Source organism: Streptomyces sp. NPDC058257, assembly GCF_042881845.1.
GTDB lineage: Bacteria > Actinomycetota > Actinomycetes > Streptomycetales > Streptomycetaceae > Streptomyces.
On the sequence record NZ_JBHVXJ010000041.1, the window covers coordinates 14,223 to 29,387 of the forward strand.

Genomic DNA, 15,165 nt, shown 5'->3' on the forward strand with positions numbered 1-15,165 from the left:
CATGGCCCGGGACAACGAGCAGGTGCCTACGAACCTTGTTCCTTGCTGGGGACGTTCGGGAAGGATGCCTCGTCGCGGGCCGTTCCGTCGGTGATCCACCATCGGTCCGTGCCGAAAAGGGTCAGTTCCGCGCGGCCGTCGCCGTCCCAGTCCTGGACGTCGAAGAGCGAGCCGTTGCCGCCGTCGCCCGATACGGGGCGCTTGGTGGCACGCCAGGGCTTCGACCCGAGCCCGTCCTCGGAGCCGCCCCGCAGCACCTCGATCCGCGCGTCCCCCGTCTCCTTCTTCTTGGTGAGCTGCACGGCCAGGTCGTCGCAGCCGTCGCCGTTGAAGTCTCCGGCGGCGAGCGTGGTGCCGAAGCCTTCCTTGAAGTCGCCGCCCTCAATGGTGACCCACTTCCCCGGCTCCTTCCCGTAGCGGACGCGGACCTGGCCGCGCCGGTCGGGTGTGTCGACATCGTCGTAACTGTCGACGAAGCTCCGGCCGACGGCGACGTCCTGCCGCCCGTCGCCGTCGAAGTCGCCGAAGACGACGTTCTCGCCCTCCGGCAGTCGCTCGGGTTCCTTGCTCAGGCCGCTGGAGGTACGGGCGCCGCCGGTGAACAGCAGGGGCGGATCGTAAGGGGAGTCGTAGAGCGCCAGATCGGTGGCACGGTCGCCGTTCGCGTCCCCCGAGGCCAGCACCGGGGACGCGTTCTCGGTGATCGGACTGGGGATCTCCACGGTTCGGGCGGGCGCGCCGGAGCGCTTGAACGGTCCCTTGAGTACGACCAGTTCGTCACCCTTGGCCGAGGACCTGAAGACCGCGAGGTCGGTATGGCCGTCCCCGTCGAAGTCTCCTGCGGTCGGCGCGTCGAAGTTCCCGCCGCCCGGCAGTGGGACGCGCCCGTGCGGTCCGCCGGCCTGCGGACCCTCGGGGCCTCCCCACAGCACCTGGGCGGCGCCGCTGTAGACAAGGTCGGCATGGCCGTCCTCGTCCAGGTCAGCGACCGTGGGCCGCCACTGGTCGTCGATCGTCTGGATGTCGTCGGGCACACCGAGGTCGTCGCGGCTGAGGACGGTCGCGCGGTCGTGGTCCGGCCCCTGCTCGGAACCGGGCACGATGATCACGTCGAAGTCAGGCACCCTGTCGGCGCTCTCGTACACCAGGTCGGCGGATCCGTCGCCATCGAGGTCGGGGATGGCGGGCGTGTCCTCGCGCGCCGAATCAGTCGGCCGGCAGGGGCTGTTGGGCACCGAGCGCACGCCGTCGGACGGGCGAAGGACGAGGAACGCCACCACCACCGCCACCACTACGAGGGAGGCCAGCACGGCGTGCCACATGCGCAGGTGGCGGAAGAACGGTCCGCCTGCTGTCGGAAAGTGCATCAGCCCACTTCACGGGCGTGATCGCGGCCCGCACAAGGAAACTGATCATTCTGTTACGAGGGTGATGCACGACGGCCTCACCCTCCCCCGCTCCGGCCCATGGGTACCTACGGCGGTGCGCCAGGGCTCCTTCCAGCCGGAACGCGGCAGCGACCGACTGGGGTTCACACGGCGAAAACACGCACCGTCATCCGCATGGACCTCCCCACGGGACGGGTCACGCCGACTCCCCAGCGCAGTCGCACAATTACTCAACGTCATCCAATAGGGGTATTGACGGCATTCTTGTCACTCACCGTGGGCATGTTCGTTTCGCATATTCGTAGGTGACAGCGAGGAGCCACGTTGCCCCCGAACGGACCGCCCCTGACCGGGCTCACACTGGATGTTCTGCCCCTTGGGGCACGCAGCGAAAGTATTCTCCGGCGCGGGGACCACGCGTTGTTCGGGGTGAGCACGGGAAACAGCTACTTCAACCGCCGGCGCCTGGCCAGGGCGCTGGCATGGGCGGCGGACCGGTTCACCGTCGTGGACGTGGTGCATGCCGACGTCGCCCTGGAGGCAGCACTGGAGGCTTTCGGGTACGAGCGCTCGGCCGCACGCCGGAGTGCCGCCAAGCAGCTCCGCGGGGTCCGCCGCCGCATCGAGGGCGCCTTGGAGGACATCGGTCCGGCCGCTGTGCGGGTGCGGGTGCGGCCGCTGTCCTCTTTCCTGGACCAGCCCGGATACCAGCAGGTGCGGGCACAGGCCGGGTCCGCGCTGCGGACCGACATGGAGCTGCGGTCCGTCCGGGACGGCATGGCCCACCAGTTCCTCGTCCAACGGCTGGAGGCCGGCGCGCTGCCTTCTCCCACACAGGTCCAGGCGGCACTTGAGTACATCGACGCCGAGCTGCCGTTCTTCGTCGACACTCCGCGCATCCTGGGCGTCGCCTCGTCCGTCCACTGCTACCACACCGTTCTGGCACTGGGCCGACTGCTGTTCTCCGATCGCCCCACAGGGCTGCTGCGCCCGGCCGACGAACAGGGCTACTCCATCGTCGTCTGCCGCGACTGATCCCCCTCCCCCCACTGGGCCGAGAAGCCCTGGAAGAAAGCAGACTGCCGTGACATCCACCCCGTCCACGACATCCGCCGCCAAAACCAGCGAAGTCCCCTACGCGCCGGTGCAGTGGCCGCTGTCCCGGCGAGGCGACACCGTGCCCGCCGAGTGCGCGCAATTGCGCCAGGACAGCCCCGTCGCCCGAATCCAAACCCTCACCGGCGACGACGCCTGGCTGGTCACCAGCTACGCCTTGGCCCGACAGGTCCTGGAGGACGAACGCTTCAGCCTGCGCGACACCGCCTCCCCCGGCGTGCCGCGCCAGTACGCCCTGACGATTCCTGCCGAGGTCGTCAACACCATGGGAAACGTCAACAGCGCCGGGCTCCACCAAGAGGTACTGCGTGCCTTCGGGCCCCGGACCGGCCCCGCGTCCGCGCAGTGGATGGCCCAGCGTGCGAACGAACTGGTCGATGCCATGGTCGAGGAGGGACCGCCGGTGGATCTGCGCGAGCGATTCGCCGAGCCGTACTCCGCCGCCCTGGTCTGTGAGGTGCTCGGCCTGCCCTACGAGGACGGACTGCGCCTGATGTCGGGCCTCGACCTCGGCTTCGTCACCAGCCCCGTTGTTTTCGAGGGCTGCACCGCCAACTGGGACAAGGACTACGCCTTCGTCCTGCGACACGTACGCGCCAACCGAGGAGCCCAACGCGGCCTCATCAAGCGACTGTGCGAGCTGCGGGACGACCCCGGGCGCGACGGCGGCGACCTCACCGACGAGATGCTCGCCGCCACGGTCACCTCTCTCTTCGGAGCCGGCGCCATGAGCACCTACGTGTTCCTGCTGCACGCCGTGCTCACCCTGGTCCGGCACCCGGAGGCGATGGAGCACCTGCGAGAACACCCGCAGTCGATGCCGCGGGCAGTGGAGGAGCTGATGCGCTTCACCCTGTCCATCGGCGACGGACTGCCCCGGATCGCCCAGAGCGACGTCCAGGTCGGTGACGTGCTGGTACGGGCCGGAGAGCTGGTCCTGGTCTGCGTGGAGGGCGCGAACTTCGACCCGGGACAGTTCACCGACCCCGAGCGGTTCGACCCCGACCGCACCCCCAACGCGCATCTGTCGTTCGGCGCCGGCCGCCACTTCTGCCCCGCCTCCGCGATCTCCCGCGTACACGCCGCCGAGGCCCTCACCGTCCTCCTGCAGCGCCTGCCAGAGCTACGGCTCGCACTGCCGGTCGACCAGATGTCCTGGCGCACAGGGAACATCAAGCGGGTTCCCGAAAGGCTCCCGGTCCTGTGGTGATCTCACCGACTGGGGCGCACTCTCGGCCCCCGTCTGCCGCCACGCCCACGAACTGCACGCGGGCGAGCCCTTCTGTCTGATGCGAGGCACCCTCCCACCGCGCGCCGCCTGCGGCAGGCCGCGCGCGCCTGGGCCCCCTCAGCCGATCGCCTCACCGCTGAACTCCACGTCCGAACCCGCTGATGCCAACATGGCCTGCCTCCGGGGTCATTGCGGGGCGTTGCGGGTCGTTGCTGGAGCGAACGCGTGGGCACGCGGACCGACACCTTCGTCGTCAACATCGGCCTGGCGACGCGGCGGGCGTGGAGAACGAGGTCGTCGGGAGGTCCGACACCGTGCGTGAGCAGAGTGACGTGCACGGTGCCGGTCTCCGGCAGAGGAACGTGGCCGCCGACGGCCGTCGGGACGCCGGCGAAGACGCGTTGAGCGCACAGGAGAGGAGGAAGGCGTCGACCAGGTCGAGCGAGCTTGCCTCCTCGCCCGGGCCGCCGCCGCGCACCGATCCCTCCGACGCGATCTCGAACCCGGGCCAGGCGACGGCGTAACGGCCGCGGACGTCGGTGGTCAGCCCGTGCGGAAGTCACACCGGGCACGAACGCTGACGTGTCACAGCCTTTCCCGGCCGACTGCGGGCCGTCTCCTTGGCCACCGCGGGCCCACCCGCCCGCTCTGTGCCGGGCTCTCGGAGGTGGACGCGTCAGATGCTCCACCGCTGGCAGCGGCGGTCCCGGTCGGGGCGATGCGGCGCAGCAGGAAGCCGGCGGTCAGGGCCATGACGAACATGACCACCGCGTACACCGCCGAGGGGATGGCCATCCGGGTGCTGTCAAGGAGCGAGGGGCTGAGGGCGATCGCCATCGACAGCGTGGTGTTGTGCATGCCGACCTCGAAGCAGGTGGCGACGGACTGCCGGTGGTCGCCGCGGGCCAGCCGGGTCGCGCCGTAGCCGATGGTGAGGGAGACCGCACCGAAGAGGAAGACGACGAGGCCGACGTCGGCGAGATAGCCGAGCACGTTCTCCCTCTCGGCTACAAGCGCGGCGATGATGACGCCGACGAGCGCGGCAACCGCAGTCACCTTGACCACCCGCGAGGAGCGCTCCGCGAAGTCCGGACGGCGGTGTCGGACCAGCATCCCCGCCGCGACCGGCACCAGCACGACGAGGAAGACCTGCAGCGTCTTGTCGAAGCGCAGCCCCAGCGCCTCGTCCGTGCCGGTCATGAAGTGGGCGAGGGAGAGATTCACGACGATCGGCAGCGTGACGACGGCGATGACCGAATTGATGGCGGTCAGCGTGACGTTGAGGGCGACGTCGCCGCCGAAGAGATGGCTGAAGACATTGGCCATCGTGCCACCGGGAGAGGCCGCGAGCAGCATCATGCCGACGGCCAGCGCGGGCTCCAGGTCGAAGGCCAGCACCAGGCCCAGACACGCGGCGGGCAGCAGCACCAGCTGGCAGACAAGCGCGATGGCCACAGGCCGCGGATACGCCGCGATCCTGCGGAAGTCGGCCACAGTCAGGCCGAGTCCGAGACCGAACATGATCACGGCGAGGACGGCAGGCAGCAGATAGGTGGTCAGCGGCGAGTCCACGGAAACAGACTCCGGGAGGCCGCTCGAAAAGTCCACGACCATACGGAACAGCTCTCGCACGAAGGCCGCGGCGGAGAGGCGCAGCGCGGAGGCCCGGGGAACGAGTACGACGCAAGCCCGACCGCGACCGCAGCCCTGGACACGCGGGTAGCGGCAGCTGTCCTGGACACGCAGGTAGCGGCGGCTGTGGTGCCATCGCGGCAGGGAAGGTGGACTGACAGTACGCCGCGCCCCACGCCAGGCGAGTATTCGCGGACTTTTCCGTTGCGGGAAGTGGGATTTTATGGCCTCCGTGACGGTCCGTTAGCGTCATATTCATGGATTGGAATTTTCGGTCGGCCGGAGAGTTGGCGGTCGCGCTGCGCGCTGGTGAGGTGTCCTCGGTGGAATTGACCGAGGCGGCGATCGCTGAGATTGAGCGGGATGAGGGAGTGATCAATGCGATCTGTGTGTCTGACTTCGATCGTGCCCGGGCGGCTGCGCGTCGTGCCGACCAGGAATTCGGCCGGGGCGAGGATCGGCCGCTTCTGGGTATTCCGGTGACGGTCAAGGAGTCCTACAACATGACCGGGGTGCCCACGACCTGGGGCATGCCGCAGTACCGGGACTTCGTACCGGCCGAGGACGCGGTACAGGTGTCGCGGCTCAAAGCCGCCGGCGCGGTGGTGCTCGGTAAGACCAATGTGCCGTTGGGACTGCAAGACATCCAGAGCTTCAACGAGATCTACGGCACCACCAACAACCCGTGGGATCACGGTCGTACGTCGGGCGGGTCCTCCGGTGGATCGGCGGCGGCCCTGGCGTGCGGGTTCGGCGCGCTGTCCATCGGCTCCGACCTCGCAGGTTCGCTGCGCACCCCCGCGCATTTCTGCGGCATCTACGCGCACAAGCCGACGGTCGGGCTGGCGGCGACCCGCGGCATGGTCGTGCCACCGGCACAGCCGTTGCCGGTCGACCTCGACCTCGCCGTCGCCGGTCCGATGGCGCGCACCGCCCGCGACCTCGCACTCCTGCTCGACGTCATGGCCGGTCCGGACCCGATGACGCACGGTGTGGCGTACGACGTGACGCTGCCGCCCGCGCGCCACGAACGGATCCGCGACTTCCGGGTCCTGGTCCTCGACGAGCATCCGCTCATTCCGACCGGGTCCGCCGTGCGGGCGGGCGTGGACCGGGTGGCCGAGGCGCTTGCCGACGGCGGCGCCCGCGTCGAACGGCACAGCTCGCTGCTGCCCGATCTGGCCGAAGCCGCGACGCTCTACATGCAGTTCCTGTTCTCGGGCTCCGTCGCGCGTTTTCCCGTCGACGCGTACGAGGAGCTGCGGACCCGCGCCGCCGGACTGAGCGCGGACGACCAGAGCCTCGACGCGACGCGGCTGCGCGGCATGGTGTTCACCCACCGCGACTGGGTCGAGGCGAACAACCGTCGCGAACTCCACCGCCACGGCTGGCGGCAGCTGTTCGCCGAGTTCGATGCCGTGGTGTGTCCGATCACGCCCACTCCCGCGTTCCCGCACGACCACAACCCCCATGTGCTGGAACGTCGGCTCGACATCGATGGCGTCGGGTACCCGTACTTCGACCAGCTCGTCTGGGCCGGTCTTGCCACCATGCCCGGCCTGCCCGCCACCGCAATACCAACGGGCCGGTCCCCCGAAGGGCTGCCGGTGGGAGTGCAGCTCATCGGCCCGATGTTCGAGGACCGCACCCCGCTGCGGCTGGCCGAACTGCTCGAACAGCGGATCGGCGGCTTCCAGGCACCCGCACCCCCACCCGCATCCGCATCCGCATCCGCATCCGCACCGAAGTAGCGCGTCGTACCGGCCACCCGTCGAGGACGAGGGGCGGCGGCCGTCGCGGCGAGTATCTGCGGTGCAGCGGATTCATCACCGGGACAGTGCTCACCCGCCGACGGCGGACTCAATTCGCCTGAACAACCAATCGTCTCCTCTGGCGCGGCGTCCGAACGTCGCGCCAGAGTTGTTCCAGAAAGCCAAATGCGTGCTCCCCCGCGACGCACCACTGTCCGTCGAAGGCCGCCGACGTCTGGTCGAACGACGTCGTACACGGCCAATCGCGCACGTAGCCGAAGAGAACTGCCACCCCCTCCCACCTCAAGCACGCCGCCGGAGCTTCCCTCAAGCGTCTGGGCGTTGAGGCAATCGGCCTTTGCCAGTTGCACAAGCCGGACCCCGATGTGCCCTGGGCAGATTCCGTGGGCGCGCTGCGCGAGCTCCTCGACGCCCGCACCATACGATCCGCCGGGATCTCCAACGTCACCACCCAACAGACACATGAGGCCCACACCATCCTCGGCGACGGCCAGGTCTGCGTACAGAACCAGTACTCGCCCGCTGTCCGCGACAGCGAGCCCCAACTGCAGCTGAGCACCCAACTGGGGCTGGCCTTTCTGCCCTGGAGCCCCCTGGGCGGCATCTCCCCCAGCTCCCTCAGCTCCCTCGACGTCCCCACTGAACCGACCTTTCCAAGGACCGGCTTCCACCACATCGCGGCCGAGCACGGTGTCAGCCCGCAGCAGGTCGCCCTGGCCTGGCTCCTGACCCGTTCCCCGGCGGTGATCCCAGTGCCGGGCGCCAGCCGTCCGGCATCGTTCCGCGACTCCGCCAAAGCAGCAGAGCTCGAACTGAGCAGAGCGGGACAGATCCAGCTGAACGACACGCTGTGCGGGTGAACCGGCACCGGATGCCCCGGCCGTCGGGAGCGGTGACGGACTGTCTAGGCTGCCGAGCGATCATGTCGTTCCGGTTCTGCGTGCACCATCCGCGCAGTGAGTGCGATCGCGGGGGTTCTGTTGAGTTCTGAGCACGACGGCGTACGGCCGGCATCGGCGCCGGATGACGCACCGAGCGCGTCCGGCGCACCGAGCGCACGGAGTACGGGTGTGTCTCGTACCCCCTCGCGGTGGAGGCGTTTGGGGAAGGCCGCGGCCTGGACAGTGGCTACCGCGGTCGTGTTCGGTTTCGCCGTCGGCGCGGCCAAACCCCTGTGGCAGCACTGGTGGTTCGCGGCCAAGATGTGCGGCGGGACGCTCTCCTCGGCCGACCTCGCGGATGTGCTGCCGGACGAGCGGCTCCACATCCGCACCGACGAGGTCTCCCTCGAAGGGGGCGGCATGGAGTGCCGGATCAGTACGGACGACGAACACCGTGCCCTCTCCGTCGAGGTGATGTCGGATGGCGCCGGGATCGATCGCGAGCTCGACATGTCGTTCACCATTCCGGTGGAGCCGAACTATGTGTTCCCCGACGGAACCCCTGGCTTCGCGGACCAGTTCGGTCCCGTGATCCTTCAGGAGTGCCCCAAGCTCGGGCGTGACGAACTGGGCGCCAAACAGCGGCTGTTGACCCGGGTCATTGGTCCGGACACCAGTAACGAACCCGGTCCCGCCCTGCTGCGTATCGCCGCGTCCGCCGCCAATGCGGCCTCGGAGCAGTCCGGTTGCGGGGCGAAGCGGCTGCCGTTGCCCGAGCGCACGGCCGGGCTGGAGAGCCGCCCGCTGTCCGAGGCCGCCGGGACGAAGGAGTGCGGCTGGCTGACCGGTGTCCGGCTGCCGAAGAACCCGTCGGGCAGGCCCTGGGAGTTCACGGAGCGCTCGAGCGGTGACATGCCGATCACCAGCTGCGCGCTGGTCGACCCCGCGAAGGGCAAGGGCGGTGCGCCGGTCGTCGAGTTCTCCGGCTGGTACGGCGACTGGACCGACGAGCCGTTCCAGACGCTGCTCGCCGCCAACGTCGACTACCCGTCCGACCGCAGCGCCCGGGGCCCGATGATGGCCGATGCCCTGGGTCGAGCCACCGCTCAGTGCGACGGCGAAGCCGCCAACTTCCAGGCGCACAGTGTCCCCCGGACCAACGACATATCGGACCGGTATGTGACGGGCGCCCAACTACGGCCGCTGCTGCTTGAGTTCGCGGCCGAGCAGAGCCGTGTACACGGCTGCAGCGGCCTGAAGCTGCCCGGCAAGACGGTCTATCCGATGTCGTAGAACTGAGCCACACAGGAGACATCTGGCCGAGCCGTCCTCCAATGGCCGGACCGCCTCGCACCCCGACAGGGCTGACCAGCAAAGAGGCTCGAACCCGACGCGTTCGCGTTCGCAGGGGCGTTGACGTAGCACCTTGTGCAAGCCTGTCCGGCACGATCGTGGCCGGCGTCTGCGCGCTGCTGATCTGGACCTCGCTGACGGGCCAGCTGTTCGACTGGGCGTCCTGGCAGACCGCGGCGCTCACCGGAACGGGTGTGCTCCTGTTGGTGGCGGCGGTGTTCGTGGAGTCACGGGTGCCGGAGCCGACCTTGGCAAGTCCCCCACGGCGGCGGGTCTGATTACGGTGTCGGTATGGAGGATGAGGAATCCGGCAACCGGCTCGGCAGCTACCTGCGTGCCCGGCGCGGGCTGGTCTCCCCGGCGCAGGCAGGGATCCCGCCCGGCGGCAACCGCCGCGTGCCCGGCCTGCGCCGTGAGGAAGTCGCCCTGCTCGCCGGAATCAGCCCCGACTACTACCTGCGACTGGAACGCGTCCGCGACACGAACCCCTCACCTCAGGTCCTCGAATCACTCGCGCGTGTACTGCGCCTCGACGACGTCGAGCGGACGTATCTGCTCAGCCTCACGGCAGCACGCCCCAGGGCTCCGCGCCGCAGGGCTCCACGCCGCAAACGACCCGAGCACGTACCGGCACGGGTGCAGCAGCTCCTGGCCCACCTTCAGATTCCCGCGTTCGTCGAAGGGCGTGCGTTCGATGCCCTGGCCTCCAACTCCATGGCAGTCGCGCTCTCCCCGCGCCTGCGGCCCGGCCAGGACCGGCTTCGTTCCCTTTTCCTCGATCCCGAGGAACAACCCTTTCACCCCGACAAGGACAGCGACAGCGGCGAGAAGCTGCAACTACTCGCCGCACTCTCAATGACCGAACCCACCGACACGACACACAGCAGCCCAACAGACGCCCCGCGCCCGAAGACACCCTGACGAACACCGCCCTCCCGGCAGCACAGCCAGTCAGCACGCTGGCCACGTAAGAGGTCGTCTCGTCCTGTTGTTTCATCCCTGGATACGGCTTTGATGTGCTGGTATCGGGTCGCGCCAGGAGATGGTGTTCTCGCCCGTGAGGCGGCGGCCCATGAGGCCAGTCATCCCGGCATCACACCCCCAATGCCGGGACGAAGCACCAGGAAATAACGATCAGACCGCGACGGAGAGCAGGTCCACCACGAAGACGAGTGTCGAGCCCGCCGGGATCAACGGCGAGGGTGACTGGTTGCCGTAGCCGAGGCGCGGGGGAACGATGATCTCGCGTCGGCCGCCGATCCTCATCCCTCTGACCCCACGGTCCCAGCCCTTGATGACCTTTCCACCGCCCACGGCGAACTTGAACGTCTGGCCCCGGTCCCAGGAGGTGTCGAATTCCTTTCCGGATTCGAAGGTGACCCCGACGTAGTGAACCTGGACAACCCTGCCCGGCTTCGCCTCGAGCCCGTCCCCGACGACTAGGTCGCGGACGGTCAGTTCGATGGGAGCGTCACCCTCCGGAAGGTCGACCTCGGGCTTCGTCAGTTCACTCATGGCAACCTCATTCGCTCGCCGCCGGAAGCCTCCTACAGACCAGCCAGGCGCATGGTCACTCTATGCGGTAGATCAAGCACCCGGCCCCGCCCCGCCAACGCCTGACTCCCGTCGCGCAGACATGCTCTCCGTCGCAGACCGATGCAGGACCGCCGCACCCCCGACCCGGTCCCTCACCGCCCCCGCCCGAGGGTGTCGACCCCGGCCGTTCGCCGACGGCGGCGGGTATCGCCCCTCAGCGATCCATGGCTCCCGCAGCCTCGTCGGCAGTGGCGGCAGCGGCTCGCTGTGCGACGGCTCGCTTCGCGTTCTCGGCTGCCGCGTCGAGAGCGGCCTGCCGGGTCTTCAGGAGCAGCTTGGTGGCACCGGCGTGCTCAGCCACCGCCGGGTCGGGGTCGGCCGCGGCCTTCTCCAGGGCGGGCTCGACCACGTCGCCGAGATCGGCCAGTGCCCGGCTCAGACTCAGCCGCAGACTGCGGTTGCCGCGACCGAGTTGCGTGACCAGTTCGTCGGTCAGGTCCTTCTCCTCGCCTTCGGGCACGAGTGAGACCGCGACGCGCCACGCGGTCCGAGCGGTCTCGTCGTCGGCATCGCGCAGCATGTCCCACGTGATCCAGTCCCACGCACCCTTGTCGCCGATCTTGGAAAGGGTGTGCAACGCCTGACTGCGGGCCTGGGTGCTCTCGGAGTCGAGTTCCCGACGAATCCGGGGCAGGGTGATCTCCGGCGAGTAGCGCATCAGCGCCCAGGACAGTGTGTCTCGCACGAAGAGGTCCGGCTCGACCGCGCACCGCTCGACGAGCGCCTCCAGGAGTCCGGGGTCGGGGGTCGAGCCGACCGCCATGGCAGCGCGAAGCCGGACCGAGGGGTCCTTGGCGCTCAGGGCGTCGACCACGCGGGTGCCCTGCGGGGTTCTGGTTCCGTTCGTGTTGATCGGGACCACCTCCTGTATCTAGTGAGAAGCCTTGTCAATGTGGCTGGGCCGAGCCCATGACCGGCGGTTGAGAAGACTGTCCGGTCCGGGGCTCGGCCCAGACCTCCTACGGGGCCCGGCCTCGGTCAGAGGCCAGGCAGCAGCCCGAACTGGCCGAACACACCGGCCAAGTCCCAGTAGAGGGCCTCCTCCTGGATGCGGCCCTCTACGGCGAGAACCGGTACACGGTTGCTCCTAGCGCCGTGAAGGGCTTGCCCTTCACGACGCGGCGAGTTGCTCGGGCAGCCCGTCCAACACGCCGTCCGGCGTGCCCGACATGGTCCGCTCGCAGGCCCCTGACCGGTCGTCCACGAAGACGGTCCGTACCTCCATCCAGGTCTCGGGGATCGCTGCCAGTCGGGAGCGCACTCCGGCCTCCAGTTCGGCCCGCCCGTTCCAGACGGAGTCGAGGGGCACGTCCCGTGAGGCGGCGTTGTCGGCACATGAGGCGAGCCAGCCGTCCGCGTCCGCCTCGTTGATCGCGGCAAGGCGGACAGGGACGAGCTGTTCGGTGGCGTGCATGGGCCGCTCCGGTGTCGGGACGGGACGCCCCGTTGATATGGAGCGTCAGGATGAAGCGGGCGTCCGCAACATCGACGACAGCGTGCTGTCGAGAATGTCAGGGACGTCCTTGACCTTGAGGTGTCGTGCGTCGGCCTCGGCCGCCGCGGCGTGCAACAAGCTGTAGAAGGTGGTCACCAGCCAGGACAGCGGGAGGTCCGTACGGAACACGCCCTCCGCTTGCCCGCGGACCAGTACCCGCTCCACCCGCGCGAGGACCTTCTCGTGATGCCCGCGGCGCCGGGCCGGGGCGATGACGCCCTCGGACGCGGCGAGCAGGAACGCATGGCGCTCGAGGATGCGCCAGCCGGACCGGACGAGCCGGGAGAAGGCCTCGTCGGCAGGCCCCTCGTCGAGCATTTGGGTCTGCAGCGCCGCGTCCGCCTGCTCGACGGAGTGTTCGAGCACCGCGTCGAGCAGGTTCTCGCGGGACGGGAAGTGCGCATACAGCGTGACCCGGCTCACCCCGGCCGCGCCCGCGACCGCGGACAGGCTGACCTTGGGGTCCCTGCGGAAGCAATCGAGCGCGGCGGTGACGATGGACGCGATGCTGCGCTCCGCGTCCGCGCGTCGGCGCGGCTCTCCTCCTGGGGTACGGCCACCGGGGCGGCGTACCTTCTCATGCGGGGTGGACATGATGCGAGCGTAGGTCACCCCCTCCGGCACCGGGCCAGGTGTCGAGACGTAGCTCTGAGGCGCGTCCCGGGCGATCATGAGCTGGGTCGTGCTGCCGGAGAACGCGGCGACGGCGGAGGCACCGGAGAAGAGGACCAGGCCGGAGAGGAAGACCGGCCGCTTCCGTAGCGGACGGCGAGGCTGCCGGCTGAGAGCATCAGGCCGGCGGCCATGAGGCTGTAGATGTCGACCAACCACTGCAACTCGCCGGTGGATGCGCGGAGTTCACCGATGAGAGCGGGCAGGGCGACGTTCAGTACGGTGACGTCGAGCCCCACGATCAGCAGGCTCAGGCACAGCACCACCAGCATCCGCCAGCGCTGAGGGCGACCGGCCGCTCCCGGCGGGATGCCGGTCGAGGGCTGGGGCGACGCTGCTGTCACGGCACGCTCCTTAACTTGAACACCACTGTTCAGGTTGAGAGTAGCGCGAAGCCCGACACAAGTCGAACAGACATGTAAAGGTTGAGCAGCTGGCGCTCGGGCCTCCGTGCGGCCGCGACCGTCCCTGAGCGCTATGGTCCCGGTTTCCACGGCCTCGTGTTCGGCTGTTCCCTCCGGGCCTAGGCGTTGCGCACGGAGGCTGTGGGTTCCTGGTCGTTCTGGGCCTGCTGCGCCCGCTCCGCCATCATTTTCCCCAGGGCTTTGAGCCAGGTGCCGTTGAACGGCCGACCGTCGACGTCCTCACCAGTGATGGTCATAAGAATTGTGCCGACGCGAAACGACACGGAGGAGCCGGACCCCTCTCCGTTCCCGCTGGGAAACGAATCAGCGAAGCTCTCGTCTCCGACACGGGGCAGCGCCACCGGGCGTCCCCCGCCGTCGTCGCTGTTGTTGCCCTCGGTTTTCAGGTGAAAGGCATGGGCCTTCTCCGCACTGGTGAACGCTGCGACGCTGATGTGAAGGTCGGCGTCGGGGTCGCCCATGAGGAAGTCGACGGAGGCGAAGTAGGAAAGCCCCGCACTCTCGGGTACCTGCGCTCCCCCTATGCCGGGCGCCTTCGGCTGTGTCCAGCCCGTCGGCAGGCTCGCCAGGTCCGGGAGCACTTGGTAGGCGGCGGCATCGCTCAGCGGGGTTACGGACTTCGCCTGTCCCTGGTCGTCACCGGTGATCAGCCGGGTCCCGCCGTACAGGCCCATCGCCACCAGCACGACCACCACTAACGCCGCGGAGAGCAGGGAGTAGCGGGCGTTGCGAGTGTTGTTGAAGGTCACAGGCCCCAGGGAGATGGTGTTGCGGCCTCTGACTGTTGAGCCGTCGATGGTGATGCTGCCGGACACCTGTTTCGGGGGTTCGGCCGGTGGCGACCCGGCGGCCAAGGCGGCGGCTATCTGCCGGGCGAAGTCCGGGTCGGCGTCGGCCTCCGCCCGGAGCAGAGTCCGGAGCCCGGCCGCGGCCCCCGGGTCTGCCGGCTGTGCTTCGACGGCCCGTATCGCCGAGCGGCCTGACTCACTCCCGGCGAGCCGCTCACGCACCAGATCCGACACCGCCTGCCCCACCCCGGAGCCCACCGCAGCCACCGTCCCCCCGGCAACCTGGGTGAATATCTGAACCGCCGTCTCAATCACGCGCCATCCCCCTCAAAGGCCGTCACAGCAAAGGCTGCTGACACCGCGCGCAGGTTCCCAGGAACCAAAACGCTTCACGGAAGAAGCCCCCTACCCTCCCAGCACCGGCCGGACCCGTGAAACACGCCGGAAAGACGAGACTGAGCCGGTGATCGTGAGACTGGGTATACGGAATCGAGCCGTATCGGGAGGCCGAGCCGTTCCTTCGGCATGCTCCCCGAGGGCACTGCGCCTGCCGGATACGGCGTCCATGCAGCTGTGGCTCAGGAGCGTCTTCGACGGTGCAGCAAGATGAGATCGTGTCGCTTCGTCTCGCCTACCTGACCGTCACCAGCCTGTTCGCCGCACCGCCATCGCTCCCGATGAGCGACCGCGACTAGGACGCGGAGAACCTCACCCTCTGCCTGCGTACCGGCAGGCTGGTGGCGTATGGCGGGCAAACGGGCCCGCGTCGATCCACTCGTACAAGGCTCGCAGCGCCTGGTCCTGTACGAGTGGATC

At 68.8% G+C, this 15,165-nt stretch carries 14 protein-coding genes and 2 pseudogenes; 8 read left to right on the top strand and 8 right to left on the bottom strand.

Annotated elements, in window-relative coordinates:
- Positions 1-26 precede the first annotated feature (26 nt).
- Positions 27-1,367, bottom strand: a complete 1,341-nt coding sequence (locus ACFVXC_RS42050) for an FG-GAP repeat domain-containing protein (RefSeq protein ID WP_389917068.1) — start codon at positions 1,365-1,367, stop codon at positions 27-29.
- 345 nt (positions 1,368-1,712) lie between these two features.
- On the opposite strand from ACFVXC_RS42050, the gene ACFVXC_RS42055 reads away from it, so the two are divergent.
- The 3 genes from ACFVXC_RS42055 (at position 1,713) to ACFVXC_RS42065 (ending at position 4,259) form a co-directional block, all read left to right on the top strand.
- Positions 1,713-2,423, top strand: a complete 711-nt coding sequence (locus tag ACFVXC_RS42055; protein ID WP_389917070.1) for a tRNA-dependent cyclodipeptide synthase — start codon at positions 1,713-1,715, stop codon at positions 2,421-2,423.
- A gap of 49 nt (positions 2,424-2,472) precedes the next feature.
- A complete protein-coding gene (locus ACFVXC_RS42060; protein ID WP_389917072.1) occupies positions 2,473-3,714 on the top strand; it encodes a cytochrome P450 in 1,242 nt (413 codons plus the stop codon).
- Positions 3,715-4,016: 302 nt separating this feature from the next.
- On the top strand, positions 4,017-4,259 hold the full coding sequence (locus tag ACFVXC_RS42065; protein ID WP_389917074.1) for a hypothetical protein: 243 nt from the start codon (positions 4,017-4,019) through the stop codon (positions 4,257-4,259).
- 61 nt (positions 4,260-4,320) lie between these two features.
- Here the strand turns inward: ACFVXC_RS42065 and ACFVXC_RS42070 are convergent, their stop codons facing one another.
- Positions 4,321-5,307, bottom strand: coding sequence for a bile acid:sodium symporter family protein (locus ACFVXC_RS42070; protein ID WP_389917076.1), 987 nt, complete (start codon positions 5,305-5,307; stop codon positions 4,321-4,323).
- 317 nt (positions 5,308-5,624) lie between these two features.
- Here ACFVXC_RS42070 and ACFVXC_RS42075 point away from each other — a divergent pair, with 317 nt between their 5' ends.
- From ACFVXC_RS42075 to ACFVXC_RS42095, 5 genes and pseudogenes are all read left to right on the top strand, one after another.
- On the top strand, positions 5,625-7,118 hold the full coding sequence (locus ACFVXC_RS42075) for an amidase (protein ID WP_389917077.1): 1,494 nt from the start codon (positions 5,625-5,627) through the stop codon (positions 7,116-7,118).
- A gap of 293 nt (positions 7,119-7,411) precedes the next feature.
- Positions 7,412-7,999 (top strand): annotated as a pseudogene (locus ACFVXC_RS42080) (aldo/keto reductase); the annotation flags it as partial.
- A 264-nt stretch (positions 8,000-8,263) separates the two neighbouring features.
- The gene (locus ACFVXC_RS42085; protein ID WP_389917079.1) at positions 8,264-9,313 is read left to right on the top strand and encodes a hypothetical protein; all 1,050 of its coding nucleotides are present in this window, start codon (positions 8,264-8,266) and stop codon (positions 9,311-9,313) included.
- 155 nt (positions 9,314-9,468) lie between these two features.
- Positions 9,469-9,624, top strand: a pseudogene (locus ACFVXC_RS42090) (MFS transporter); the annotation flags it as partial.
- A gap of 40 nt (positions 9,625-9,664) precedes the next feature.
- Entirely contained in the window at positions 9,665-10,294 is a 630-nt protein-coding gene (locus ACFVXC_RS42095; RefSeq protein ID WP_389917081.1) for a helix-turn-helix domain-containing protein, read from the top strand.
- Between the two features lie 213 nt (positions 10,295-10,507).
- On the opposite strand, the gene ACFVXC_RS42100 is transcribed toward ACFVXC_RS42095, so the two are convergent.
- From ACFVXC_RS42100 to ACFVXC_RS42125, 6 genes are all read right to left on the bottom strand, one after another.
- Positions 10,508-10,888, bottom strand: coding sequence for an FKBP-type peptidyl-prolyl cis-trans isomerase (locus ACFVXC_RS42100; protein WP_389917083.1), 381 nt, complete (start codon positions 10,886-10,888; stop codon positions 10,508-10,510).
- A 235-nt stretch (positions 10,889-11,123) separates the two neighbouring features.
- The gene (locus tag ACFVXC_RS42105; protein WP_389917085.1) at positions 11,124-11,831 is read right to left on the bottom strand and encodes a HEAT repeat domain-containing protein; all 708 of its coding nucleotides are present in this window, start codon (positions 11,829-11,831) and stop codon (positions 11,124-11,126) included.
- A gap of 249 nt (positions 11,832-12,080) precedes the next feature.
- The gene (locus ACFVXC_RS42110; protein WP_389917087.1) at positions 12,081-12,383 is read right to left on the bottom strand and encodes a nuclear transport factor 2 family protein; all 303 of its coding nucleotides are present in this window, start codon (positions 12,381-12,383) and stop codon (positions 12,081-12,083) included.
- Between the two features lie 45 nt (positions 12,384-12,428).
- Positions 12,429-13,058 (bottom strand): TetR/AcrR family transcriptional regulator, encoded by a 630-nt coding sequence (locus ACFVXC_RS42115; RefSeq protein WP_389917089.1) that lies wholly within the window; start codon positions 13,056-13,058, stop codon positions 12,429-12,431.
- Positions 13,059-13,132: 74 nt separating this feature from the next.
- Entirely contained in the window at positions 13,133-13,480 is a 348-nt protein-coding gene (locus ACFVXC_RS42120; protein ID WP_389917091.1) for a hypothetical protein, read from the bottom strand.
- A 179-nt stretch (positions 13,481-13,659) separates the two neighbouring features.
- Positions 13,660-14,664: a hypothetical protein gene (locus ACFVXC_RS42125; protein WP_389917093.1), complete on the bottom strand. Its 1,005-nt coding sequence runs from the start codon at positions 14,662-14,664 to the stop codon at positions 13,660-13,662.
- Positions 14,665-15,165: the final 501 nt, after the last annotated feature.